The following is a 23,970-nucleotide window of genomic DNA, read 5'->3' on the forward strand; positions in this document are numbered from 1 at the left end:
TTTCCTTTCTACGGCGCGGTCGCGACCGCGCGGGTCTTGATCAGCGGTGCGGTGAGGCAGGCGGCGGCGAGCAGGATCACGACGGCGACGGTGAGCTCGGCGGTGTTGAGCAACGCGGTGCCCAGCGCCGCTCCGAGTTGCTGGGCGGCGTTGTAGGCCGCCGACGCGGCGCCGATGTCGTCCCCGCGCAGGTCCGCGGTGGCCAGGCTGGCGGTCGGGGACATGACGCAGCCGAGACCGAGCCCGGTGAGGACCAGTGCGGGCGCCAGGTAACCCGGCAGCACCCCGGTGCTCTGCGGGGTCAGCCAGGTCAGAACGAACATCCCGGCGGCCGCCGCGATCAGCCCGGACACGATCAGCACCGCGGGCGCGACGCGGCCGTGCAGCCGCCCGGCGATCAGCATCGATCCACAAAGGACGGACAGGGCGTTGATGATCAGCGTCAGGCCCGCCTGGACCGGCGAATAGCCGAGGACGGTCTGCGTGTAGTAGCTCACGAACAGGTAGAAGCCGAACATCGCGACGAACATCAAGGTGATCGCGAGGAACGCACCGGCGCGGGCGCGGTGCCCGAGCACCCGCATCGGCAGCAACGGCCGCGGCGCCCGGACCTCGACCGCGACGAATGCGGCCAGCAGCAGGACACCGGCGGTCAGCAGGGCCACCACGATCGGCGAACCCCAGCCGAGCGATTCGGCCCGGCTGAACGCGTACACCACCGCGGCGAACCCCGCGGCGGACAGCAGGGCGCCCTTGAGGTCGAGGCGCCCACCGCCGCGAACGGGGTGGTCCCGGGGCACGAACGAGGTGCCGAGCACGGCGAGCACCGCGACCGGGACGTTGATGTAGAGGCACCACCGCCAGCTCGTGTACTCGGTCAGCAGCCCGCCCGCGACCAGGCCGACGGCCGAACCCGCGGCGCCGACCGCGGCGAAGACCCCGAACGCCCGGCCGCGTTCCCGGGGTTCGGTGAACGTGGTCGTCAGCAACGACAACCCGGCGGGCGCGAGCGCGGCGGCGAACACGCCCTGCAGGGCCCGCGCCCCGAACAGCATGCCGGGGTCGGCCGCGGCCCCGCCCAGCGCGGACGCGGCGGCGAACCCCGCCAGGCCGACGGCGAACGTGCGCCGGTGGCCGAAGGTGCTGCTGATCCGGCCGCCGATCAGCAGCAGGCCGCCGAAGGCCAGCGCATACGCGGTGATCACCCACTGCCTGCCGGTGACCGACATGCCGAGATCGTGCTGCGCCGAGGGCAGCGCGATGTTCACGATCGTGCCGTCCAGGACCACCAGGAGCTGGGCCGCGCTCACCACCGGCAACGTCCACCAGCGCCGCCCGGCGACTTTCGTGCCGTCCCCCATTCGACCACCTACCTAACTATGTACGGGGTTCCCTAACAATGTTAGCCACTGTGAACACCGTACTACACTGGCCCGACCGGTCCGGACGACCAGCTCAGCGAGACGAGGCGGAAACAGTGGTTGACCAGCGCAAAGAGGGCGGGGTGCGGAGTGTCTGGCTGCGGCCCCGGCGCACCGCCAAGGAGGAGCCGCCGCTGACGCTCGCGCGCATCGTGGAGGCGGCCGTCGCCCTGCTCGACGAGGAGGGGATCGACCGGCTCACCATGCGGCGGCTCGCCGACCGGCTCGGGATCGTCGCCCCATCGCTTTACTGGCATGTCGACACCAAGGACGACGTGATCGACCTCGCCGTCGACGCGATCTTCGGCGAGGCGCCGCCCGGGACTCCGAAAGCGTCCGGCTGGCGCGCGAACGTCACCGAGGTGCTGACCGCGTGGCGGGCCGCGCTGCTGGCCCACCCCTGGGCGGCCGCCGTCCCGGCCCGGCGACGACCGACCATCGGCCCGAACTTCCTGGCCTGGATGGAAATCCTGCAGTCCACTTTGGCCAGTGCCGGATTCACCGGCGACCGGCTCGCCGCGGCGACCTGGGCGCTGTACAACCACGTCTTCGGCGCGGCGGCCTCCCAGACGGCCCTGCACGTCACCGACGAGGAACGCCGCGCGGGCCAGGAACTGCTCCGAGCCGACGGCCGCTACCCGACCCTGGCCGCGAACGGCTACTTCTACGACGACGACTGGGACGGCAGCTACGCCACCGGCCTGCGCTACCTCCTCGACGGCCTCGAGGCCCAGCTCGACTGATTCGTCTCAAAGGACTAACTACTTCGCCGTGGCGGCGGCCAATGCGAGCTTCCACGGATAGGTATCGAGCACGCGATCTCCGGTACGCGGCGGATGCGGTTCGAACTCGCCGGGCCCGAAGAGCACCCGGACCCCTTCCGCCCGCAATGCCTCGACGCTGCGGACGAAGACCCGGTTGGCCGCCAGCGCCCGGTTCACGAACGGCAACACCACGATCCGCACCCCGAGCCCGGTCAACTCGGCGAGCTGGTTGAGCGCGTAGGTGTCGGCGATCCCGGCCGCCCATTTGTTGATCGTGTTGTAGGTCGCCGGAACCACGATCACTGCGTCGGCTGGCGGCAAGGACCGGTCACCCGCTTTGCGGTAGGTGGTGCGCACCGGATTCCCGGTCAACTCGGCGAGCGCGGCCAGATCCAGGAAATGCTCGGCGGCAGCCGGGGTCGCGATGCAATGCACGACCCACCCTTCCTCCTGCGCGAGCCGCACCATCACGTCGATCCGCTTCGCGGGACCCGCCCCGCAGACCACCAGGTACAACACCTGCCCGGTCACGTGGCTGCCGCTCTTGTCAGGTCTTCGTATGCCTCGCGCAGATCGCGCGCCTCGGGAACCCGCCGTGCCTCGACGGCGGCCACGACCTCGGCGGCGCGCCAGTGGTTCGACGGCACCACGCGACCAGAGAGGATCGCCCGCTGCGCGGCATCGCAAGCCTCGTCGAGCCGCTCACCGGCTACCAGGGTCAAGGCGAGATCAAGGTTCGCCGTGGCCACCCGGCGCGGCCACTTGGCGACATCATCGCCCGGATTCAGCCGCGCAAGCACTTCCCGGGCATAGTCCTCGGCCGCCGGGTCGCCAGTCCAGGCGAGTGTGGTGGCGGTGTAGGCCAAGGATTTCGCGGGATCGTAGCGGTAGTGGTGTTCCGGGCAGTCCGGCCGTTCAAGCGGACCGACCAGTTTGTGCACGCGGTTGATCGCCGCGTAGGTCTCGCGCGATTCCCCGAGCCGGGCCCGAACCCGACCTTCCTGGGCCGCGGACTGGATGGCGACCGAAGTTCCGGCGGGTGCCAGGTCCTGCGCGGCCTGGGACAGCGCGAGCGCTTGACCGTAGGCCCCTTCCGAGAGGGCGCGCCAAGCTTCGGTTTCGTAGCACCACGCGCGGATCTCGTTCTCCTCGGCGTGCCGCGCGAGGCTCGATGCCGTGCGCAGGCGCGCCCGCGCGGCGGCGGTCTGCTTGAGATCAATGTGGACGGTTGCGGTGAGCAGCGACAGCCACGCGCCGACAATCAGCAGGCGGCGATGCTCGGCGAGTGTCTTCCGTGCGTCGAGGAGTTCAGTGACGTACACGAGTTGCTCACGCAGCCGGGCCAGGAGCAGCGTGGGTGGGGTGACCGGATAGGCCACGGCCAGTTCGTCGAACATCCCTTCCAGCCGGGACAACGTCTCCGCGCCGACATCGCTTGCGGACACCCGCCGCGCGAGTTCGAGTGCGGCCATCTCGTCGCCGCCTGACTTGGCCCGGGCCACGGCGAGCCGGGAAGCACGCTCTCTCTGCTCGCCCTCCTGCTTCGCCGCTGCCAGTTGATGGAAGGAGTTCAGCAGCGCACCGCCCGCGCTCAGCGCCTGATCAACCGTTCGCCAGAAGTGTTCGTCAGCGCGAGCCCGGCCTTTCTCGATATGCGCGATTCTCGTGCGGTCGCAGAACGCGGCCTTCGCCAGTTGCGACTGCGTCAGATCGGCCGCCGTGCGGAGGGCGGCCAGGCGCTCACCGAGGGCTCGCCTCAGCTCGGCGACTGCTTCGGGTTCACGCGCCATGACCGGACGCCTCCACACTCGGCTGCTGCTCCCAGCCTAGCCATAGGTGACGGACTGTGTGAAAACGATCTACACATGGTGACGCACAGGCGGACTCGAGAGCCAGGATCACCAGCATGAACCTTCAGACGCGGGCGTTGGTGAGTGCACTCGAGGCGGTCAACGGGCAGGTGCCGGGGGTGGTACGCGCACTGCTCGACGGGAAGCTGAGCGCCGAGCGGCAGCACACGTTCGCGACGCTGTTGGTGGATCTCGGTGAGCTGCTGCACGAGGACGCCGATTATCGCGGGTCCGAGCAGTCGTGAACTGGCTTGCCGCGTACGCCTTGATCGTCGGTCTCGGGCCGATGTTCTGCGTGCTCGCGTTCCTCGGCCACGGGCCCCGGCGGGCTCCCCACCACCCCTCGGTCGCCGAGTTGATCATCCGCGTACGACGAGAACGGAACGAAGAACGTTGACCTATCTTCCCGCCGACCGCGATCTCGCCGTAGCGGTCGGCACCGAGTTGGCCCGTGCCCGCCAGGAAAGCGAGCTCTCGCTGCGACAGGTGTGCGGGCGCATGGGCCACGAGATTTCCACGTCGACGCTGTGCCGAGTCGAGAACGGCAAGCAGGGCCTCGGCCTGGAAGCGTTCGTCCACCTCTGCGTCGCCCTCCGGGTCTCGCCCGTGCTACTCCTCCAGGACGCCTGCGCGAAGGCCTACCACCACACGCATCGCGTTCCGGTCGGCTACGTCCGCCTCCAGCCCGGCGGGGAGATCCAGGTTTACGACTGGGGACGCGGTTTCGGTCCTGCGGGAGCGGCACACCACCCGACAGGCGGTACAGACATCTGATGTATTTCCGTACATTGGTCCAGTCCAACTGGGTCAACGTACGCGGAGGACGACGATGTCCGCCAAGAGATGCGATGTATTCCGCAAACTCCTGACCGCCGCCGCGGCCGCCCTGCTGACCGCGGGCGGCCTGGTCACCTTCGGCTCCGCGCCGCCCGCGCTGGCGCTGGAGAACGGCCTGGCCCGCACCCCGCCGATGGGCTTCAACAACTGGAACACCACGCACTGCCGCGCGGAATTCAACGAGAAAATGGTGCTCGACACCGCCGATCTGTTCGTGACCAGGGACCTGCGGGACGCGGGCTACACCTACGTGAACCTCGACGACTGCTGGGCCAAGACGCAGCGCAACGCGCAGGGTGATCTGGAACCGGATCCGGTGCGCTTCCCGCGCGGCATCAAATACCTCGCGGACTACGTGCACGCGAAGGGCCTGAAGTTCGGCATCTACACCAGCGCCGGGACGAAGACCTGCAACAGCGCGGGTTTTCCGGGCGGCCTGGACCACGAGCAGCAGGACGCGAACCTGTTCGCCTCCTGGGGCGTGGACTACCTGAAATACGACAACTGCAACAACCAGGGCGTGGACGCGAAACAGCGTTACCCGAAAATGCGCGACGCGCTGAAGAACACCGGCCGCCCCATTGTCTTCTCGATCTGCGAATGGGGCGAGAACAAACCGTGGAACTGGGCGGAAAACGTCGGCAACCTGTGGCGCACCACCGGGGACATCTCGGACAACTGGTCGAGCATGGTTTCGATCTTCAAGAAGAACCTGCCGCTGGCGCCTTACGCGAAACCCGGCGCGTGGAACGACCCGGACATGCTCGAAGTCGGCAACGGCGGAATGACCCCGGCCGAATACCGCAGCCATTTCAGCCTGTGGTCGATCATGGCCGCGCCGCTGCTCATCGGCGCCGATCTGCGCAAGGTCTCCGACGAGAACTTCCGGACCCTGCTGAACAAGGACGTGATCGCGGTCGACCAGGATCCGCGCGGTCTGCAGGGCCGCCAGGTCAAGGCCTCCGGCGGGCACTACGTGATCGCGAAACCGCTGGCCGACGGCGATGTCGCGGTCGCGCTGTTCAACGAGAACACCTCGGCCGCCACGATCAGCACGTCCACCGCGGAGATCGGGATCGGCGGCGCGCCTTCCTTCCAGCTCAAGGATTTGTGGACCAAGGCGACGAAGATCACCGGCGGGCCGATCAGCGCCTCGGTTCCGGGCCACGGCACGGTTCTCTACCGGGTACACAAGCAGGGCGCCGCGACCGTGCCGCCCGCCGGAACCACGCACCTGTCCGACCTCGGCGCGGAAACCGCGGCGAACTCCTGGGGCCCGGTGGAAAAAGACCGCAGCAACGGCGAACAGGCCGCCGGTGACGGCCGAACCCTGACCATCAACGGCGTCACCTACGCGAAGGGTTTCGGCACGCACGCACGCAGCGATCTCTCCTTCTACCTGGGCCGCCGCTGCACCCGGTTCGCCGCGAGCGCCGGCGTGGACGACGAAACGGCGGCGGACCGCGGATCGGTGGTGTTCGAGGTGTACGCCGACGGCGCCAAGGTCGCCGACAGCGGCCTGCTCACCGGCGCCACCGCCGGGAAACAGCTCACCGCCGACCTCACCGGGGCGGAACGGCTCCGGCTGGTCGTGGCGACCGCCGGTGACGGCATCGACTACGACCACGCCGACTGGGCGAACCCCATCATCACGTGTACCTGAAAAATAACGGAAGATTTCCGGATTGTTAACACGTGAAACAATTCCACAATAGACGGAGGGAAAACGGCGGAAAGTATTGGTCCGAATGGCTGACCTTCGCTGCTCTGGGCCAACTAGTGACGGTAAGGACTTCCGGAGGCACCCGTATTCGGGCGTATCGTGTGCCGACGCTCGCTGTCGGTGTTGCCCGCGGGCGATCACTGTTCTCATCAGGGACTGAACCCGCCTGCGAGCAGATGAAGGTACGAGCATGCGCGAATCTCCCGGCGAACCGGGGAAGGGCCGCGCCGGAAAGCGGCACCGGACCGGTGCGAAGCGGACGTCCGAGGTAGGCCGTTCGGGGGCGCGGTTTCCCTCGGCCAAGGTCCTCGAACACTACGAAGATCACTACGAGGATCCAGAAGAGGACGCGGAGGACTGCGAAACCGAGCCGGAACCGGAACGACCCGACGTAGGCCGCTCGGGGGCGAGGTTCCCGTCGGCCAAGGTCCTCGAACGGTACGCGGAGCCCGAGGAAGAACCCGAGCCCGAACCGCCCGCCCCGCGACCGTCGCCCGAACCGCGGACCTTCGCCCCGGACTTCGTCCTCGTCGACGACGGCCCGGACCACGGCGAGGAGCCGCGCACCCGGGTACGCCCGTACGTGCTGACCCGGGGCCGCACCCGGGGCGCGCGCGAGCTGGCGATCGAGACGCTGGTGTCGGTGCGCCCGGGCGCGCGCTGGGAGGGCGCGGCGCGGCACACCGAGTACCAGCCGGTGCGGGTGATCTGCGCGCATCCGCGTTCGGTGGCCGAGGTCGCGGCGGGCCTGTGCGTGCCGCTGGGCGTGGCGCGGGTCCTGCTCAGCGACCTGGCCGAGCTGGAGCTGGTGCACATCCACGAAAGCGCGACCGCCGCGGACGGGCGTCCCCCGATGGTCCTCATGCAGCGTGTTCTGGACGGGCTGCGGCGGCTGTAGCGGCTTACGATCGGCCGGTGGCAGACGAACCGGAGCCCGGTGGCGAGAGCACCCTGACCGTGCTGCTCGCGGGCGGGGTGAACCTCGCGATCGCGATCATGAAGGCGATCGCCGGCATGATCACCGGCTCCGGCGCGATGCTGTCCGAGGCCGCGCATTCGGTCGCCGACACCATCACCGAACTGCTGCTGCTCACCGCGCTGCGCCGCTCGGAACGTCCGGCCGACCGCAAGCATCCGTTCGGCTACGGCAAGGAACGCTATTTCTGGGCCCTGCTGGCCGCCGTGTCGATCTTCGCCTCGGGCGCGATGTTCTCCTTCTACGAGGGCTTCAGCACGGTGTTCGGCGAACCGGTGGAGCAGTCCAGCCCGATCGTCGGCTACCTCGTGCTAGCGCTGGCGTTCGCGATGGAATCGGTGTCCTGGCTGCAAGCGATCCGGCAGGTCCGCCGGGAAGCCAAGCAGGAGAACCGGTCCATGGCCGAGTACCTGCGGCTGATCGACGATCCGGCGCCGAAGACCGTGCTGTTCGAGGATTCCGCCGCACTGGTCGGCATCCTGCTCGCGTTCGCCGGGATCGGGCTGCACCAGCTGACCGGCTCCGCGTTCTGGGACGGTCTCGCGTCGATCCTGATCGGCGTGCTGCTCGCGATGGTCGCCTACCTGCTCGGCCGCACCAACCGGGGCCTGCTGATCGGCCGCCAGGCGGACCCGGCCCTGGTGCGGCGCATCCGCAACGCGCTCGCCGCCGCACCGGAAATCGAGGTGGTCGTCGACCTGCAGACCATGCTCATGGGCACCGATCAGGTCCTGGTCTGCACCCGCGCCGACTTCGACGATTCGCTCAGCGCGGCCGATCTCGAACGGGTGTGCGTGCGGCTCGCGAGCGAGCTGCGCGAACGGTTCCACGACGTGACCGAGGTGTTCGTCGAACCGGTGCCGCGCACCGATCCGGAACTGCGGGCCGCGGTGCTCGAACGCTACGGGGACATCGCGCAGCGCTGGAACTCCGAGCGCGCCGACTCCTAGGCTGTGTTTCATAGTGCGCGCCTGGTCGTCTCGAGCGTGAACACGCGGCTTTGAAACGCGCCGACTCCTAGCCGTCAGGACGGGGCGCGCACCCGCAGCACGTGGCTGAGGCCGAGGCGGCGCAGCAACGCGGACGGCCGCGGCGGCAGGAACTCCAGCGCCTCCTCGGCGGTCACCACCACCGGGTCGGTGATCTCCAGGGTGCGCCCGCGGTGCACCAGCCCGCCCCCGCCCGCGGCCTTGAGGTTGCGCACCCAGTCCCGGTCCGGGCCGTAGGTGAGGAAGATCGCGAACCCGTCCGCCACGCGGAAGACGTTGATCGGCGTGCGGTACCGCTTCCCGGATTTGCGGCCGGTGTGCTCGATGATCCCGAACCCCGGCAGTTGCCCCGCCCACAGGCGCTGGATCGGGTTGGTCACGTGCCGATTGAACCGGGCCAAGCGGTCGGGCAGGCGCATATTTCGAAGGTACCGGCGGCCGCAACCTTGTGTGAAGCAGTGAATCAGTGGTTCACTCCTTAGGTGCCCTACCGCCGTACCCCGCGGATCCAGGAGCGCATGGACACCCAGCGCGCCGCGATCCTGGACGCCGCCATCGAACTGCTCGCCGACCACGGGTATGCCGGTTGTTCGGTGGCCGCCGTCGCCGCGCGGGCCGGGATCGCGACCGGCAGCGTCTACCGGCATTTCCCCGGAAAGGGGGAACTGGTCGCCGAACTCTTCCGGGTGGTGGTCACCCGGGAGGTCGCGGCGGTGCAGGCCGCGTCGATGCGGCCCGGCGACGCCACCGAACGGGTCGTCGCGGTGATCGAGACGTTCGCCAACCGCGCGCTCAAATCGCCTCGGCTGGCCTACGCCCTGCTCGCCGAACCGGTGGACGCCCCGGTCGAGGAGGAACGCCTGGTGTTCCGGCGCACCTTCCGCGACCTGGCCGCGAGGCACATCGCCGAGGGCGTGCGCACCGGCGTGCTCCCGCCCCAGGACGCCGAACTCACCGCGGCCGCGATCGTCGGCGCGGCGGCCGAGGTGCTGATCGGCCCGCTCACCTCCGGGAACGCCGCGGCGATCCCCGAACTCAACACCTTCATCCTTCGTGCCCTAGGAGGCGAACATGCCCGCGACGCATGAGGTCACCAACCAGGTACCGCCACTCGTCGACTACGACGTGGCACAGGATCCGGCCCTGCTGGACGGTTTGCGCCGGGAAGGCGCGGAGTGGGCCGAGCCGGAGATCCGCGAACTCGGCGCGCTCGCGGGCAGCGAGCGGGTGCAGACCTGGGGCCGCCAGGCCAACGACAACCCGCCGGTGCTGCACACGCACGACCGGTACGGCCACCGCGTCGACGAGGTCGAGTTCCACCCGGCCTGGCACGAGCTGATGACCCTCGGCCTCAGGCACGGCCTGCACGCCGCGCCCTGGCGGCAGGACCGCGCGGGCGCGCACGTCGCCCGCGCGGCGAAGATGTACCTGTGGGGCCAGGCCGAACCCGGCCACCTGTGCCCGATCTCGATGACCTACGCGGCGGTGCCCGCGCTGCGGCACGCCCCCGAACTCGCCGCGAAGTACGAACCGCTGCTGGCCTCCGAGCACTACGACTTCGGCCTGCGCGAGCCCGGCACGAAACGCGGCGTGCTCGCCGGGATGTCGATGACCGAGAAGCAGGGCGGTTCGGACGTCCGCGCGAACACCACCCGCGCGGTCCCGGCGCCCGACGGCACGTACCGGATCACCGGGCACAAGTGGTTCACCTCGGCGCCGATGTGCGACATGTTCCTCACCCTGGCCCAGGCGCCCGGCGGGCTGTCCTGCTTCCTGCTGCCCCGCGTGCTGCCCGACGGCACCCGCAACCGCCTGCACCTGCAGCGGCTGAAGGACAAGCTGGGCAACAAGTCCAACGCCTCCTCCGAGATCGAGTACGACGAGGCGGTCGGCTGGCTGGTCGGCGCGGAGGGCCGCGGCGTGCCGACCATCATCGAGATGGTCAACATGACCCGGCTGGACTGCGCGATCGGCTCGGCGACCTCGATGCGGTTCGGCGTCGTGCAGGCCGCCCACCACGCCCGGCACCGCCAGGCGTTCGGCGCGCACCTGGCCGACCAGCCGCTGATGGCCAACGTGCTCGCCGACCTCGCCGTGGAGGCCGAGGCCGCGACCACGGTGGCGATGCGGCTGGCCGGGGCCACCGACCGGGCCGTGAACGGCGACGAGAACGAGGCCGCGTTCCGGCGCCTCGGGCTCGCGGTGACCAAGTACTGGGTGTGCAAGCGCGCCCCGGTGCACGCCGCCGAGGCGCTGGAATGCCTGGGCGGCAACGGTTACGTCGAGGAATCCGGGATGCCGCGGCTGTACCGGGAGGCGCCGCTCATGTCGATCTGGGAGGGCTCGGGCAACGTGGCCGCACTGGACGCGTTGCGCGCCATGGCGAAGCAACCGGAGTCGGTGGAGGCGTTCTTCACCGAGGTCGGCCAGGCGCACGGGGCCGACCAGCGGCTCGACGACGCGATCGCGCACCTGGGCAAGGAACTGTCCAATCTGGACGACATCCAGTACCGGGCGCGGCGCCTGGTCGAGACCATGGCCCTGGTGCTGCAGGGTTCCCTGCTCGTCCGGCACGGGCATCCGGCGGTGGCCGACGCGTTCTGCGCGTCCCGCTTCGGCGGCGACTGGGGCATCGCGTTCGGCACCCTTCCATCCGGTGTGGACACCGCGGCGATCGTCGAGCGCACCCGGGTGGCCGCGTGAACGCACCGATCCGGACCGAGACCGAAGCGGGCGTCCGGTCGATCATCCTGGCCCGCCCGGAGGCGTACAACACGATCACGCCGGAGCTGCGGGACGCGCTGGCCCGCGCGATCGACGAGGCGGACGCGGATCCCGAGGTGCGGGTGATGCTGCTGCGCGCCGACGGCCCCGCGTTCTGCGCGGGCTACGGGCTGGACTGGTCGACCGAGTACCAGGCGAAGGCGGAAAGCGCCGAGCGCGTCTGGGATTCCGCGCTGGACTACCGGATGATGTCGAGTTTCGTCGATGTGTACCTGAAGCTCTGGTACGCGGCGAAACCGACCATCGCCGCGGTGCACGGCTGGTGCATCGCCGGCGGCACGGACCTGGTGCTGTGCGCGGACATCGTGGTGGCCGCGGAGAACGCGAGCTTCGGGTACCCGCCGTCGCGGGTGTGGGGCACGCCGACCACCGCGATGTGGGTGTACCGCATGGGTTTCGAGAAGGCCAAGCGGTACCTGCTGACCGGGGACGAGATCCCGGCGAAGACCGCGGCCGAGATCGGGCTGATCCTGGAGACCGTCCCGGACGGCGAACTGCTCGGCCACGCGACCGCGCTGGCCCGGCGGATGGCGATGCTGCCGGGCAACCAGACCGAGATGCTCAAACTGCTGTGCAACCAGACCGTGGAGAACATGGGGTTCACCTCGTCGCGCACGCTCGGCACGCTGCTGGACGGGGTCGCCCGGCACACCCAGGAGGGCCAGGACTTCGTGGCCCGCGCCGGGCGGGTCGGTTTCCGGCAGGCCGTGCGGGAACGCGACGACCCGTTCGGCGACTACGGTTCCCGGCCACGAAAGGACACCTGATGTCGGTACGAGTGGAACGCGAAGGCGCGGTCACCACGGTCATCCTGGCTCAGCCGGAGAAGCGCAACGCGGTGGACGGGCCGACGGCCGCCGCCCTGGCGAAGGCCTTCCGCGAGTTCGACGCGGATCCGGACGCCTCGGTCGCCGTGCTGTGGGGCGAAGGCGGCGCCTTCTGCGCCGGGGCGGACCTCAAATCCGTCGGCACCGACCGGGGCAACTCGCTCACCGAGGGCGGCGACGGCCCGATGGGGCCGACCCGGATGCGGCTGGGCAAACCGGTGATCGCGGCGATCGCCGGGCACGCCGTGGCGGGCGGGCTGGAACTCGCGCTGTGGTGCGATCTCCGGGTCGCCGAGGAGGACGCGGTGCTCGGCGTCTACTGCCGCCGCTGGGGCGTCCCGCTGATCGACGGCGGCACCGTGCGGCTGCCCCGGCTGATCGGGGTGAGCCGGGCGATGGACCTGGTGCTCACCGGCCGCGGGGTGGACGCGGCGGAGGCGTTGTCGATGGGCCTGGTCAACCGGGTGGTGCCGGTCGGCGAATCCCGCGCGGCGGCGGAAGCGCTGGCCGCGGACATCGCCCGGTTCCCGCAGACGTGTATGCGCCAGGACCGGTTGTCCCTGCTCGAATCCGAGGGGCTGTCCGAGGCGGAGGCGATCGCCGGGGAGTTCCGGCACGGCCTGGTCTCGCTCGGCGCCGACGCCCTGGCCGGGGCACAGCGGTTCGCGAGCGGCGCGGGCCGCCACGGCGACTTCGGGTCCATCTAGTAGCCGAAGTTCTGGGTCCAGTACCAGCCGTCCTTGGTGACGCCGACGCCCAGCTTCTTGAACGAGCAGTTGAGGATGTTCCGGCGGTGGCCGTCGGAGTTCATCCACATGCGCATGGTCTGCTCGGCGGTGGCCGAACCCTTCGCGATGTTCTCGGCGGCGGGGCTCGGGTAACCGGCCTTCTTGATGCGCTGGTCGAAGGTGACGCCGTCGGGTGTGGTGTGCGAGAAGTAGTTCCGCTCGGCCATGTCGTCGCTGTGGCCCTGCGCGGCGGCGGTCAGCCGGTCGTCGGCGGACAGCGCGCCGCAACCCGCCTTCGCGCGTTCGGTGTTGACCAGGGCGAGGACCTGCCCGCCGAACGAGCCGTCCGCGGGTTTCGGCGGGTTCGGTTTCGTGCTGGGCGGCGGTTCCGGGGCCTTCGAGGACGACGGCGGCGGGGTGGTCGTCGTGGTGGGCGGCGTAGTCGTGGTGGCCGGAGCCGGGGCGGCCGGGGCCGACGAACTCGGCGTACCCGGGACTCCTTGCGCCGCACCCGCCAGGAAAGGCGCGGCGTCGCGTTTGTACTGCGTGTCGGGCACGGTGATCCGCAGTCCGGGGTCGTCCGCGGGGCCGCGCAGGAACAGGAAACCGCCCGCCGCCAACACCACCCCGAGCACCACGCTGAGCGCGACGAGCAGCGGTCGATGACGTTGGTTCAGGGCGGACACGGGCGAAGAAATTATCACCGAACGATAACGGCGATAACCGACATTCAGCCCAACATCATACGTCCGTTCGCCGCACCTGCCGCTCGGATTCGTTCCCGGTGAGCCGTGCGGTGGCCCGGTGCGTGATGGCCGCCGCCTCGGTGACGAACTCGGTGATCGTCCGCAGTTGTTCCGCGCTGTACCGCGCGCAGAGCTCGGCGACCGAGGACACCAGGTAGTCCCACCGCGGCGCGGCGGCCGCGGACTTCCGCTCGTCCAGTTCCACCAGGACCTTGCGGCGGTCCGCCGGATGCGGTTTGCGGCTGACGACGCCCTTGCGCTCCAGCCGGTCGATCAGGGCGGTCACCGAGGCGGGCGCGAGGCCGGAATGCTCGGCGAGCTCCTTGGGGGTGAGCGGGCCGAGGCGCGCGAGGAAGTCGGCGGCCTTGGACTCGGTCGCCGAAAGCCCGCTGGCGGCGGCGATCGCGGTGTGGAACATGACCGTCTCGGTGGACAGCACCCGGGCGGCGTCCAGCAGTTTCTCGATGGCTTCCGGCTTCGCGCTTGACACATCTCTCACCATACCCGAATATTTAGCTCAATCGAATAACTCTGCAACTAAGAGACTCGACTGGAGAGGGACATGGCACGGGCATTGATCATCGGGGGCGGCGTCGCGGGGACGGTGACCGCGATCGCGCTGAAGAAGGCCGGGCTCGAACCGGTGGTGTACGAGGCCTACGACCGGACCGCGGACGGCGTCGGCGCCTTCCTCACCGTGGCGGTGAACGGCCTGGACGCGCTGGACGCGATCGGGCTCAAGGACAGGCTGGTGGACAAGGGGCTGGACACCCCGCGGATGGCGATGCACCTCGGGGCGAGCGGGAAGAAGCTGGGCGAGTTCCCGTTCGGCTCGGCCGAGGACGGCACGGTCTACCAGACGTTCCTGCGCGCGGATCTGTACACCGCGCTGCGCGAGGAGGCCGAGCGCGAGGGCGTCGAGGTGCGCTACGACCGGCGGCTGGTGGACGCCGAACGGACCGGCGGCGGCGTGCGCGCGAAGTTCGCGGACGGCAGCCACGCCGAGGGCGACCTGCTGATCGGCGCGGACGGGCTGCACTCGCGGGTCCGCACGCTGCTCGACCCGGACGCGCCGCGGGCCCGGTACCTGGGCCTGCTCAACACCGGCGGATTCGCCTCGGGCGTGCGGATCGGCGCCGAACCGGGCGTGGCGAACATGATCTTCGGGCGGCGGTGCTTCTTCGGCTACTTCACGCATCCGGACGGCCGGGTGTGGTGGTTCGCGAACCCGGCCCGCGCGGTGGCGCCGACCGCCGCCGAACTGGCGGCGATCACCGACGAGCAGTGGCGGGCGGAGCTGATCCGGCTGTTCCGGGCCGACCGGACCCCAGCGGTTCGGATCATCGAGGCGACGCCGGAGATCTTCCGGCCGTGGGCGACCTACGACTTCCCGAACGTGCCGATCTGGCACCGCGACCGGATGGTGATCATCGGCGACGCGGCGCACGCCGTTTCGCCCGCCTCCGGCCAGGGCGCGTCGATGGCGCTCGAGGACGCGGTGACCCTGGCTCGGTGCCTGCGGGACGTCGACGGGATCGACGCGGCGTTCGCCGCCTACGAGCGGCTGCGGCGCGACCGGGTGGAGGCGATCGTGGTGGAGGGCAAGCGCAACGGCGACGCGAAGGCCGTCGGCCCGATCGGCCGGCTGGTGCGGGACTTCTTCATCGCCCGGGCGTTCCGCAAGAGCGGGGACATGCCGGACACCTCGTGGACGTGGAACCACCACATCGAATGGGCGGAACGCGTGGCCGCCTAGCGGTTGTGGGCGCCCGGGGTGTGCCCGAACGCGGTGCGGAAGACGTCGATGAACGCGCTCGTGGACGCCCAGCCGCAGCGGTGCGCGACCGCGGTCACCGGAACGTCCTCGGCCAGCAGGAAAAGCGCCCGCTGCAGGCGCAGCTGGGTGCGCCACTGCGGGAAGGTCATGCCGAGTTCCGCCCGGCACAGCCTGCTCAACGTCCGGTCGCTGGCCCCGGTCGCGGCGCCCAGTTCGGCCAGCGTCCGGTTGTCCGCGGGATCTTCCCGCAGGAGCGCGCAGATCGCGGCCAGCCGGGGGTCGCGGGCTTCGGGCAGGTGCAGGGGCTGCTGGGGCGAGTGCCGGAGCTGGTCCAGCAGCACCGCGCGCATCCGGCGGCGCTCGGCGTTCTGGGTGTCCGCGGCCCGGGTGTAGGCGAGGATCAGTTCGCGCAGGAGCGGGCTGACCGCGAGGACCGCGGGCGCTTCGAGGCGCAGCGGGTTGTCGGTGACCGGCAGGCCCACGATGTGCAGATCGGTGGTGCCGTGCGCGCGGTGCTCGTGCACCGTCCTGGCCGGAACCCAGATCGCCCGGGTGGCCGGGGCGACCCAGCTCCCCGCATCGGTCCGGACCGACAGCACACCCCGCCCGGCGTAGACGATCTGGTGGTCGTCGTGCCAGTGCGCGTCGATCCCGGCCCCGGCCGCCAGCGGGCGGATCCCGGTCGGGGCCCGCGGATCATGGCGGGGAATCGACATAGAACGGCATTTTATCGGAAGTCGGCCAGCCCCGCGGCGCTCGAAGATCAGTTCATGCGGAGTGAACGCGGGGCCGTGACCCTGCTGTCGATCGGGCACGCGAGCGTCGACTTCTACCAGGGAGCCGTGCCCGCGGTGGTGCCGGTACTGGTGGCGCAGCGGCATTACGGGTACCTGGCGGTGTCCGGGATCATGCTGGCGGCGACGCTGCTTTCCTCGGTGGTGCAACCACTTTTCGGGGTGTTGACCGATCGCCGCGCGATGCCGTGGCTGCTCCCGGTGAGCATGAGCACCGCCGGGCTCGGGCTCGCGGCGAGCGGGCTGAGCGACTCGTACCTCGTGACCTGGCTGGCCATCGCGTTGAGCGGCGTCGGCGTCGCGGCCTACCACCCCGAGGCCGCCCGGCTGGCGCGCGTGGTCAGCCGGGGCGGCCACGGCGCGATGAGCTGGTTCTCCCTCGGCGGCAACATCGGTTTCGCGCTGGCGCCCTTGGTTGTCACCCCGATCCTGGCCGCGGGCGGGCTGGCCGCGACCCCGCTGCTGCTGGGCTCGGCGGCCCTCGGTGTGCTGCTGACGCTCACCGTGCTGCGCTCGCTGAGCCGCGGGGACGCCGCGGACCGGGCGCAGGGCGCGCGGTCCGGCCGGGACGACTGGCCCGCCTTCCTCCGGCTGTCGGCGGTGGTCGTCTGCCGGTCGATCATCTACGTGGGCCTGAGCGCGTTCGTCGCCCTCTACGCGGGGGAGCACGGCGTTTCCGGCGCCGTCGCGCTGTTCGTGCTGTTCGCCGGGGGCGCGGTCGGCACCGTGCTGGGCGGGCGGCTCGCGGTCCGGTGGGGCCGGATCCGGACGGTGCGGATCGCCTACGCGGCCGTGATCCCGATGCTCGCCGGGGTGGTGTTCGTCCCGGGTTACGGGTTGTACCCGTTCGTCGCGGCCACCGGGATCGCGCTGTACGTGCCGTTCTCGCTGCACATCACGCTCGGGCAGGACTACCTGCCGAACCGGGTCGGCACGGCGAGCGGGGTCACCCTCGGCCTCGCGGTCAGCATCGGCGGGGTCGCCACCCCGGCCGTCGGCGCGCTCGCCGACGCCACCTCGCTCCAGGTCGCGCTGGGTTCCCTGCTGGCTTTGGCCGCGCTGGCCTGGTTCCTCGCGCGGGGTTTGCGGGAACCGGTCAGCGCCGGGTGTTCGTCCGGTGGAAGTTCTTGTACGCCCGGCTCGGGGTCGGACCGCGTTGCCCCTGGTAGCGCGACCCGGCCTGGGTAGAGCCGTACGGGTGCTCGGCCGGGCTGTTCAGCATGAACAGGCAGAGCTGGCCGATCTTCATCCCGGGCCACAGGGTGATCGGCAGGTTCGCGACGTTCGACAGTTCGAGCGTGATGTGCCCGCTGAACCCCGGGTCGATGAACCCGGCCGTCGAGTGGGTCAGCAGCCCGAGCCGCCCGAGCGAGGACTTGCCCTCGAGCCGCCCCGCGAGGTCGTCGGGCAGCGTGACCAGTTCGTAGGTGGAGCCCAGCACGAACTCACCCGGGTGGAGGACGAACGGGTCCTCGCCGTCCTTCTCCACCAGCGACGTCAGCTCGTCCTGCTGGAGCTGCGGATCGATGTGGGTGTACTTCGTGTTGTTGAAGACCCGGAAGAAGCGGTCCAGCCGCACGTCGATGCTGGACGGTTGCAGCATCGCGGGGTCGAACGGGTCCACCCCGAGCCGTCCGTCTTCGAGCTGTTTGCGGAGGTCGCGGTCACTGAGCAGCACGCGCCCACCATACGGGGTTCAGGCGGCTCGCCGAGGTTCGGTCCGCATGTGGGAGCCGTACGTGGTGTCCGGATTGAACAGCTTCCCGAGCCGCTCGACGTAGGTTTTCCGCCCCGCGTGGCCGATGCGTTCCTGCAACGCGGTCGCCCCGGGAACCCGGCGGCGGACGGTCTCCGCGGCGAAGTTCACCGCGGCCGCGGCCAGCACCGCCGCCTGCGCGACCGGATCGTTGGGCAGCTCGAGGAAGTCGGCGTTGACCTTGCCGAGGACCAGGCGGCTGATCGACGAATGCACCCGCACCGAGACGTGCGCGAGCACCTTCCCGATCGCGCCGCGCCCGTTGCCGATCTCCGCGTGGGACTTGAGCAGTGCCCGCGCGAGCCGTTTGGAGTCCTCGTCGGGGATGAACTCGGTCGCCGCGAGCAGCCAGAGCAGCCGCCAGGCGTCGCCCTCGTTCGCGGGCAGGAGTTCCTCGTCGATGCCCATCAGCCAGCCGACATACCGCCAGAGGTGCAGGATGTCCGCGCGTTCCCGCTCGGTGAACCGGATGCCCAGCAGCTGCACCCCGAACACGAACACCAGCGAGAACAGCAGCAGCGTCCCGGTGGTCTGAACCTGGTTGATCGGCCGATCCCAAGCCGAGTAGTCCCAGTCCTCGCGCCGGTTCATCGCCGCGCGAACGTGCGCGTGGACCAGCCGGACCCGGAGCGCGGAGGCGTACCCGCTCTCGCCGCGGCGCAGGTTGCCGGGCGTGGTCACGTCGATCCACCAGGTCGCCGTCTCGACCAGGCGGCGGGATGCCATGTATTCGATCTCGCCGGTGCCGACCAGTGCTTTCGTCGCCCGCGAGGCGAGGTACCCGCCCATCAACGACATGTCGCCGAGCGGGAAGAGCCCGAGCAGCCCGGTCCGCGTGATCGCCCGGGCGCCGCGCTCGATCCGGGCGAAGTCGACCCAGTACGGGGTCCGCTCGACGCTCGCGAAGAAGTCGACCAGTTCCCCGGGCGGCTCGTCGAGCGCCTCGATGCCGTGTTTGAGCGCCCGCTCGAACAGTTGCCGCCCCTCCCCGGCCTTCCGGCCGCGGATCATCGCCACCACCGCGTCGGCGAGCGGATCCTCCGCCTGCGCGAACTCCCGCAAGCGCCGAACCTGCCGCTCGTCCCCGCGGATGTCCCCCTCGATGAACAACCTCGACGCCAGCCGGAACCCGCCCTGCCGGAACAACTCAGGCTCGTCAACCACGGCACTCACCTCGCAGAACGACATCGACAACAAGTGTTGTCACTTGCCCGCGCGGTAGTCAAGCCTCGAGTTACGGGGAAGCCCTTCGCAAGCGATCGGAGCGGCATAGTATGCTCACGACACACTGCGGATGTAGTTCAATGGTAGAACATCAGCTTCCCAAGCTGAGAACGCGGGTTCGATTCCCGTCATCCGCTCTCCGTCGAAAGCCCCAGGTCAACAGCCGTCCACTGTAGACCCGGGGCTTTCGTCTTGAGAGGCCGCGTGCTCCCCGTTCCGGTAGCCGAACTACACGCTCAGGCAAGCGAACTCCACACTCCGGCAAGCGAGTCGCACACTCAGAACCGGGAGCACGGGGTTCAGCTCGCGTCGAAGGTCTTCCGCAGTTTGGCCGGGGCTTTGCGGCGCCAGGCGTCTTCGAGGAGTTCGGTCAGCTGCTCGGGGTCGACGCGCTCGAGGTCGACCAGGATCGCGCCGTAGCCGTCGTAGTGCGGGGTCGTGTAGAACGCCGGGTCGCCGGACGCCAGCAGGGCCTCCTTCTCGTCCAGGTCGCACATCAGCACCAGGCCACCTTCGGCTTCGGTCCGCAGGCGGGCGAAGCTCTTCCCGGCGACCTTGAGCGACGGCGTCCGGTACGAGGTCGACTCCTCGACCTCCGGCAGCCGCTTCGCCAGCGCCACCACCTCGTCCCAGGTCGTCATCCCGCCTCCTTCCGGTTGCCCCACTGTTCCGGACACGAGCGGCTACGGCAACGCGGTGATCCGATCGGCGGGCGGGGGCGCGAGGTTCGGGTGCGCGCCCAGGTAGGCGAGCAGCGCGTCCAGGTCGACCGGGCCGCCGGTGAGGTTGGTGCCCTTGGTGAACTCGGTGAACCCGTCCCCGCCCGCGGCGAGGAAGTTGTTCACCGAAACCCGGTACGAACCCTCCGGATCGACCGGTTTCCCGGCGATGGCCAGGTTCGAGACCTTCGAGCCGATCGGCGCCGCCGCGGAGTACGCGTAGCGCAGGCTCGACGAGACCTGCAGGATGCGGGTCCCGTTCGGCTGCCATTGCTGCTCCAGCACGGCTTTCAGGTTCGCCCCGGTCAGCGTGATCGTCTGCATGATGTTCCCGAACGGCTGCACGGTGAACGCCTCGCCGTAGGTCACCACGCCGTCGCCCTCCCCGCCCGGCGACGACTTGTGGACCAGATCGGCCCGGATGCCGCCCGGGTTGGTGAGCGCGACCTGGGCGCTGTTCGACGCGGTCGCCGCGAGCTGGGCGTCCGCGATCACGTCGCCGAGCGCCGATTCACCCGAGGGGCCGCCGGTTTTGAGCAGGTCGGCGGTGATCGTGCCGACCGGGCGGTTCGCGATCGGCGCGGCCTTGGTCTTCGCCTCGTCGATCAGCTTGGTCACGCCGGCGTCCGGCGCCACGTCGCGGGTGACGATCTCGTTGTGCGCCTTGGTTTCCGCGCGCACCACGTCCCGGGTCCGCCGGTCGACGCGGAGGTCCACAACGGACAGCAACCGGCCGAACGAGGCGCCCTGGATCACCGGTCGCGGGTTGCCCGCCGGATCGTTGATCGCGCAGTTGTACTGCTGGTGGCTGTGCCCGGTGAAGATGGCGTCCACTTTGGACGAAGCTCGCGCCGCGATCGCCGCCGCGGGCCCGGGTGCCAGGCGGCAGTCGTCCGGGCCGCCGCCCTCGGTGTTGTCGCCTTGGTGCATCAGCACGACCTGGGCCCGGACGCCGAGCCTGTCCAGCAGGTCGGCGGTCCGGTCGATCGCGGCCACCTCGTCGCCGAACTTCAGCCCCTTGATCGCCTCCGGCGTCACCACCGCGGGCAGGTCCTTCAGCGTGACCCCGATGATCCCGATCGGCACGCCGCCGGAGAACTTCACCGTGAACGGCAGCAGCGCGGGAAACCCGTTGTCGAACGCCACGTTCGCGCCGAGGAACGGGAACTCGGCGCCGCCGAAGGAACTCCGGAACTGGCAGCCGTCTTCCGGATGGCAGCCGCCGAACCGCATCCGCCGCAGTTCCCGGTATCCCTCGTCGAATTCGTGGTTCCCGACCACCGAAGCCCCGACGCCCAGCTGGTTCAGGAAGTCGACGGTCGGCTCGTCGTGGAACAGCGCGGAGATCACCGGCGACGCGCCGATGTTGTCGCCGGCGGACAGCACCAGCGAGTTCGGGGCCTCCCCGCGCAGCCGCTGGACGTGCGTGGCCAGGTACGCCGCGCCACCGGCGTCCACGGTCTTCCCGTCCGGCAGGGTGACCCGCCCGGAGGAGCCCGCGGGCGGTTCGAGGTTGCCGTGCAGATCGTTGAAGGCGATGAGCCGGACGTCCGTGACCGGGTCCGGGGCCTGGGCGGAGGCGGGGGTGGCCGCCGCCGCGGTGGCGGCCAGGGCGGTCACCGCGACCGCGGCTGCTCGTCGGATCGAGATCATCGCCGCATCCTGCCTGGTGGAACCGGCGATCACCAGGGTCGAAAGGCGGCGGCTCGGGCACGAATCAGGCGGGGACCTCGGCGCGCAGCGCCGCGGCGCTGCCCTCCAGCAGCACCCGGGCGACCAGTTCCGGCGCGTCGATCATCGGGGTGTGCCCGCAGCCGGGCAGGCGCACGAGTTCGGCCCGCGGGCTGATCCGCCGCAGGTCGGCGGCCTTGGGACGGCGCAGGATCAGGTCGCGATCGCCCCAGGCGATGGTCACCGGGATGTCCGGCACGCGCCCGGCGAACCGGAAACCCCTGCCCTCGGCGATCGTCGGCGCGAATCCGGGCGCCGAGCCGAACGCCCGCGCGTCCCCGACGATCGCCTCCGGGGTGAACCGCCACGGTTTCGCGAAGATCATGCCGCCCATCAGGGTCCGGCCCGCCGCGGTGGCGGCCAGTCGCCGCGCGCCGCGCTCGCCGAGCCGCTCCGCGATCATCCGGTGGGCACGCAGGATCGCGAGGACATAGCGGCCCTCGCGGGGTGTCCACAGGCCCGCCGGGGACAACGCCGTCACGCTGCGCACCAGTCCCGCCTCGCCGAGGGCCAGGGACAGCAGCCCGCCGAGTGAATTGCCCGCGACATGCGGCCGGTCCAAGCCCAGCCGGACGAAGAACTCGCCGAGGACCTCGATCGACGCCGCCAGCGAGTAGGAACCGCCGTGCGGCGGCGACTCGCCGAATCCCGGCAGGTCGATCGCGATCACCTCGCGCCGCGGGGCGAGCAGCGGCACCACCGGCGCCCAGGCCTGCCGCCGGTGCCCGACCCCGTGGATCAGGACCAGCGGCTCCCCGTCGCCGGTGCGCTCATAGACGACCTTGTCCATTACCGCAGAGTAACCCGGAAATGCTACCCATGGGTAGATACTGCCGCGACCGGCAACCGCATCCGCTCGCGCCGGTAGGCATCGGCCCGGGGCAGCGTTTCCCATTCCCCGGTGGCCACGAACCCGAACCGTTCGTAGACCCGCCGCGCGGCCGCGTTGTGCTCGTTGACCCGCAGGGCGACCGCCTCCGCCCGGTCCGCGGCAGCCGCGTCGACGACCGCGCCGATCAACCGGGCGGCCACCCCGCTGCCCCGGCCCTCCGGGGCGACCCACATCGAGATCAGGAACCACTCGGCCGGGTCAGGAATGCCACCCACCAGCCCGATCGGCCGCCCGGCGTCCCGCGCGACGAACCACGCGGCCTTGCCCAGCCAGCCCCGCCATTCGGCCTCGATGAGCCCGGCCTCGCGTTCGTGCGAGGACGCGAACGACGCGGGCGCGTCGGCCAGGGCGCGCAGGCGGACCTCGCGCAGCAGGGCCCACTCCTCGACGGTCAGCCGCTCCACGTGCACCATGGCCGCAGAATCACACGCGCACCCGCCCGGCAGCCACGGATTTTCCGGCGCCGATCGGCTCGCGCCGCATCGGCCGAACGGCCGATCCCCGCCCCGGGCGCCGGGCCCTTCGACCGAAGTGGCCGGACCCCACGATCCATAACGTCGATGGCATGACAAACGCGCAGGTCATCGCCCTCGAATACGGGTTGCTCGGGTTCGTCGCGATCTGGGCGACGGTCCTCGTCCCGCAGTTGCTCGTGCACCACTCCCGGTTCGGCCGGGTCGACTTCCGGCGGGTGACCGCGACCGGCGCGCTCATCCTCTACGGCTGCCTCGCCGTCGCGGTCGTGCTGCTGCCGCTGCCGGGCCCGCACACGCGGCGGCTGGAGCAGACCGTGCAGCTCGTCCCGTTCCAGTGGATCACCGATGTCGGCACCGAACTGCACAGGCACGATCTGGCCGCCGGCTTCGAGAACGCCTTCCGCACGCTGGCGTTCGAGCAGGCCGCGATGAACGTGCTGCTGTTCGTGCCGCTCGGCATCTTCGCCCGGCTGCTCTGGCGCCGCGGTTTCACCGGCGCCACGGCGATCGGGTTCGCGGCCTCGCTGGCCATCGAGATCACCCAGCTCACCGCGAACTTCGGCACCGCGCCGTTCGTCTACCGGATCTTCGACGTGGACGACATGATCACCAACACCACCGGCGCCGCGCTGGGCTGGACCGCGGCCGCGCTGTTCCTCGCGCTGCGCCGCACCAAGGTTTCAGCGGTCGACACGCAGCCGCTGCGGCGCGAGGGGGTCGACTTCGCCCAGACGCGCTAGCCGGGCCTGCCTGCGGACGGCCTCCCGCCGCGCGGTTCGCCGATCCTGGAAGGCGACCGTCGCGGCGGCCGCCGTGAAGATCAGCACCACGAGGCCGATGACGATAGCCAGTTCCACGCCCGCCCCCTTTGCCGGTCGCCTTGTAAGGCAGATCACACAGGGTACGCACCGGGTACCGGCTTGGCCACCCCCGCCATGCCCGAATCGCCGGGTTGA

26 protein-coding genes and 1 tRNA gene are annotated in these 23,970 nt (G+C 70.4%); 14 read left to right on the top strand and 13 right to left on the bottom strand.

From position 1 onward, the window contains the following. Nucleotides 1-8 precede the first annotated feature (8 nt). Nucleotides 9-1,361, bottom strand: coding sequence for an MFS transporter (locus tag FXO23_RS00390; RefSeq protein ID WP_158879452.1), 1,353 nt, complete (start codon nt 1,359-1,361; stop codon nt 9-11). A gap of 143 nt (nt 1,362-1,504) precedes the next feature. On the opposite strand from FXO23_RS00390, the gene FXO23_RS00395 reads away from it, so the two are divergent. Then, nucleotides 1,505-2,164 carry a TetR/AcrR family transcriptional regulator C-terminal domain-containing protein gene (locus FXO23_RS00395; RefSeq protein WP_246256791.1) on the top strand — a complete coding sequence of 220 codons (660 nt, stop codon included), beginning with the start codon at nt 1,505-1,507 and terminating at the stop codon, nt 2,162-2,164. 18 nt (nt 2,165-2,182) lie between these two features. Here FXO23_RS00395 and FXO23_RS00400 read toward each other — a convergent pair whose 3' ends face one another. Then, the gene (locus FXO23_RS00400) at nt 2,183-2,716 is read right to left on the bottom strand and encodes a flavoprotein (RefSeq protein WP_158879454.1); all 534 of its coding nucleotides are present in this window, start codon (nt 2,714-2,716) and stop codon (nt 2,183-2,185) included. Next, the gene (locus tag FXO23_RS00405) at nt 2,713-3,975 is read right to left on the bottom strand and encodes a helix-turn-helix domain-containing protein (RefSeq protein WP_158879455.1); all 1,263 of its coding nucleotides are present in this window, start codon (nt 3,973-3,975) and stop codon (nt 2,713-2,715) included. The genes FXO23_RS00400 and FXO23_RS00405 overlap by 4 nt, the downstream gene beginning before the upstream one ends. A gap of 116 nt (nt 3,976-4,091) precedes the next feature. On the opposite strand from FXO23_RS00405, the gene FXO23_RS00410 reads away from it, so the two are divergent. The 5 genes from FXO23_RS00410 to FXO23_RS00430 all read left to right on the top strand — a co-directional run bounded on the left by FXO23_RS00410 (nt 4,092) and on the right by FXO23_RS00430 (nt 8,521). Continuing rightward, a complete protein-coding gene (locus tag FXO23_RS00410; protein WP_158879456.1) occupies nt 4,092-4,280 on the top strand; it encodes a hypothetical protein in 189 nt (62 codons plus the stop codon). 148 nt (nt 4,281-4,428) lie between these two features. Continuing rightward, nucleotides 4,429-4,809, top strand: coding sequence for a helix-turn-helix domain-containing protein (locus tag FXO23_RS00415; RefSeq protein WP_158879457.1), 381 nt, complete (start codon nt 4,429-4,431; stop codon nt 4,807-4,809). 55 nt (nt 4,810-4,864) lie between these two features. Next, on the top strand, nt 4,865-6,535 hold the full coding sequence (locus tag FXO23_RS00420) for an NPCBM/NEW2 domain-containing protein (protein WP_158879458.1): 1,671 nt from the start codon (nt 4,865-4,867) through the stop codon (nt 6,533-6,535). Between the two features lie 250 nt (nt 6,536-6,785). Then, on the top strand, nt 6,786-7,493 hold the full coding sequence (locus FXO23_RS00425; protein WP_158879459.1) for a DUF742 domain-containing protein: 708 nt from the start codon (nt 6,786-6,788) through the stop codon (nt 7,491-7,493). A gap of 17 nt (nt 7,494-7,510) precedes the next feature. After that, entirely contained in the window at nt 7,511-8,521 is a 1,011-nt protein-coding gene (locus FXO23_RS00430; protein WP_158879460.1) for a cation diffusion facilitator family transporter, read from the top strand. A gap of 74 nt (nt 8,522-8,595) precedes the next feature. On the opposite strand, the gene FXO23_RS00435 is transcribed toward FXO23_RS00430, so the two are convergent. Next, the gene (locus tag FXO23_RS00435) at nt 8,596-8,979 is read right to left on the bottom strand and encodes a nitroreductase family deazaflavin-dependent oxidoreductase (protein WP_158879461.1); all 384 of its coding nucleotides are present in this window, start codon (nt 8,977-8,979) and stop codon (nt 8,596-8,598) included. Between the two features lie 63 nt (nt 8,980-9,042). On the opposite strand from FXO23_RS00435, the gene FXO23_RS00440 reads away from it, so the two are divergent. Genes FXO23_RS00440 through FXO23_RS00455 form a run of 4 tightly spaced genes read left to right on the top strand, consistent with a single transcriptional unit; the run spans nt 9,043 to nt 12,878 of the window. Further along, the gene (locus FXO23_RS00440) at nt 9,043-9,648 is read left to right on the top strand and encodes a TetR/AcrR family transcriptional regulator (protein WP_158879462.1); all 606 of its coding nucleotides are present in this window, start codon (nt 9,043-9,045) and stop codon (nt 9,646-9,648) included. Further along, nucleotides 9,632-11,263 carry an acyl-CoA dehydrogenase family protein gene (locus FXO23_RS00445; protein ID WP_158879463.1) on the top strand — a complete coding sequence of 544 codons (1,632 nt, stop codon included), beginning with the start codon at nt 9,632-9,634 and terminating at the stop codon, nt 11,261-11,263. The genes FXO23_RS00440 and FXO23_RS00445 overlap by 17 nt, the downstream gene beginning before the upstream one ends. Beyond that, nucleotides 11,260-12,111, top strand: coding sequence for a crotonase/enoyl-CoA hydratase family protein (locus FXO23_RS00450; RefSeq protein ID WP_158879464.1), 852 nt, complete (start codon nt 11,260-11,262; stop codon nt 12,109-12,111). Before FXO23_RS00445 ends, FXO23_RS00450 begins: the two co-directional genes overlap by 4 nt. Continuing rightward, a complete protein-coding gene (locus FXO23_RS00455; protein WP_158879465.1) occupies nt 12,111-12,878 on the top strand; it encodes a crotonase/enoyl-CoA hydratase family protein in 768 nt (255 codons plus the stop codon). The genes FXO23_RS00450 and FXO23_RS00455 overlap by 1 nt, the downstream gene beginning before the upstream one ends. On the opposite strand, the gene FXO23_RS00460 is transcribed toward FXO23_RS00455, so the two are convergent. Together FXO23_RS00460 and FXO23_RS00465 are read right to left on the bottom strand one after the other, a co-directional pair. Then, nucleotides 12,875-13,585 (bottom strand): CAP domain-containing protein, encoded by a 711-nt coding sequence (locus FXO23_RS00460; protein WP_246256792.1) that lies wholly within the window; start codon nt 13,583-13,585, stop codon nt 12,875-12,877. The genes FXO23_RS00455 and FXO23_RS00460 overlap by 4 nt on opposite strands. Nucleotides 13,586-13,640: 55 nt before the next feature. Continuing rightward, the gene (locus FXO23_RS00465) at nt 13,641-14,135 is read right to left on the bottom strand and encodes a MarR family winged helix-turn-helix transcriptional regulator (protein WP_158879466.1); all 495 of its coding nucleotides are present in this window, start codon (nt 14,133-14,135) and stop codon (nt 13,641-13,643) included. A gap of 72 nt (nt 14,136-14,207) precedes the next feature. On the opposite strand from FXO23_RS00465, the gene FXO23_RS00470 reads away from it, so the two are divergent. Further along, the gene (locus tag FXO23_RS00470; RefSeq protein ID WP_158879467.1) at nt 14,208-15,401 is read left to right on the top strand and encodes an FAD-dependent oxidoreductase; all 1,194 of its coding nucleotides are present in this window, start codon (nt 14,208-14,210) and stop codon (nt 15,399-15,401) included. On the opposite strand, the gene FXO23_RS00475 is transcribed toward FXO23_RS00470, so the two are convergent. After that, the gene (locus tag FXO23_RS00475; RefSeq protein ID WP_158879468.1) at nt 15,398-16,138 is read right to left on the bottom strand and encodes an AraC family transcriptional regulator; all 741 of its coding nucleotides are present in this window, start codon (nt 16,136-16,138) and stop codon (nt 15,398-15,400) included. The two genes, FXO23_RS00470 and FXO23_RS00475, sit on opposite strands and share 4 nt — an antisense overlap. 54 nt (nt 16,139-16,192) lie before the next feature. Here FXO23_RS00475 and FXO23_RS00480 point away from each other — a divergent pair, with 54 nt between their 5' ends. Continuing rightward, on the top strand, nt 16,193-17,404 hold the full coding sequence (locus FXO23_RS00480) for an MFS transporter (protein ID WP_158879469.1): 1,212 nt from the start codon (nt 16,193-16,195) through the stop codon (nt 17,402-17,404). On the opposite strand, the gene dcd is transcribed toward FXO23_RS00480, so the two are convergent. Both dcd and FXO23_RS00490 read right to left on the bottom strand, forming a co-directional pair. Next, on the bottom strand, nt 17,313-17,894 hold the full coding sequence (gene dcd, locus FXO23_RS00485; RefSeq protein ID WP_158879470.1) for a dCTP deaminase: 582 nt from the start codon (nt 17,892-17,894) through the stop codon (nt 17,313-17,315). The two genes, FXO23_RS00480 and dcd, sit on opposite strands and share 92 nt — an antisense overlap. Before the next feature lie 18 nt (nt 17,895-17,912). Beyond that, nucleotides 17,913-19,136 (bottom strand): oxygenase MpaB family protein, encoded by a 1,224-nt coding sequence (locus FXO23_RS00490; RefSeq protein WP_158879471.1) that lies wholly within the window; start codon nt 19,134-19,136, stop codon nt 17,913-17,915. A 126-nt stretch (nt 19,137-19,262) separates the two neighbouring features. On the opposite strand from FXO23_RS00490, the gene FXO23_RS00495 reads away from it, so the two are divergent. Further along, nucleotides 19,263-19,333: transfer RNA gene (locus FXO23_RS00495), tRNA-Gly, on the top strand. A gap of 162 nt (nt 19,334-19,495) precedes the next feature. On the opposite strand, the gene FXO23_RS00500 is transcribed toward FXO23_RS00495, so the two are convergent. The 4 genes from FXO23_RS00500 to FXO23_RS00515 all read right to left on the bottom strand — a co-directional run bounded on the left by FXO23_RS00500 (nt 19,496) and on the right by FXO23_RS00515 (nt 22,951). After that, nucleotides 19,496-19,837: an MmcQ/YjbR family DNA-binding protein gene (locus FXO23_RS00500; RefSeq protein ID WP_158879472.1), complete on the bottom strand. Its 342-nt coding sequence runs from the start codon at nt 19,835-19,837 to the stop codon at nt 19,496-19,498. A gap of 42 nt (nt 19,838-19,879) precedes the next feature. Then, on the bottom strand, nt 19,880-21,568 hold the full coding sequence (locus FXO23_RS00505; protein ID WP_158879473.1) for a bifunctional metallophosphatase/5'-nucleotidase: 1,689 nt from the start codon (nt 21,566-21,568) through the stop codon (nt 19,880-19,882). A gap of 64 nt (nt 21,569-21,632) precedes the next feature. Beyond that, nucleotides 21,633-22,436 (bottom strand): alpha/beta fold hydrolase, encoded by an 804-nt coding sequence (locus FXO23_RS00510; RefSeq protein WP_158879474.1) that lies wholly within the window; start codon nt 22,434-22,436, stop codon nt 21,633-21,635. A gap of 23 nt (nt 22,437-22,459) precedes the next feature. After that, complete coding sequence (locus FXO23_RS00515; RefSeq protein WP_158879475.1) at nt 22,460-22,951, bottom strand: GNAT family N-acetyltransferase; 492 nt, start codon at nt 22,949-22,951, stop codon at nt 22,460-22,462. Between the two features lie 152 nt (nt 22,952-23,103). Here FXO23_RS00515 and FXO23_RS00520 point away from each other — a divergent pair, with 152 nt between their 5' ends. Then, complete coding sequence (locus FXO23_RS00520; protein ID WP_158879476.1) at nt 23,104-23,754, top strand: VanZ family protein; 651 nt, start codon at nt 23,104-23,106, stop codon at nt 23,752-23,754. The last annotated feature ends 216 nt before the right edge of the window (nt 23,755-23,970 follow it).

Origin of the sequence: Amycolatopsis anabasis (assembly GCF_009765355.1) — a bacterium.
GTDB lineage: Bacteria > Actinomycetota > Actinomycetes > Mycobacteriales > Pseudonocardiaceae > Amycolatopsis > Amycolatopsis anabasis.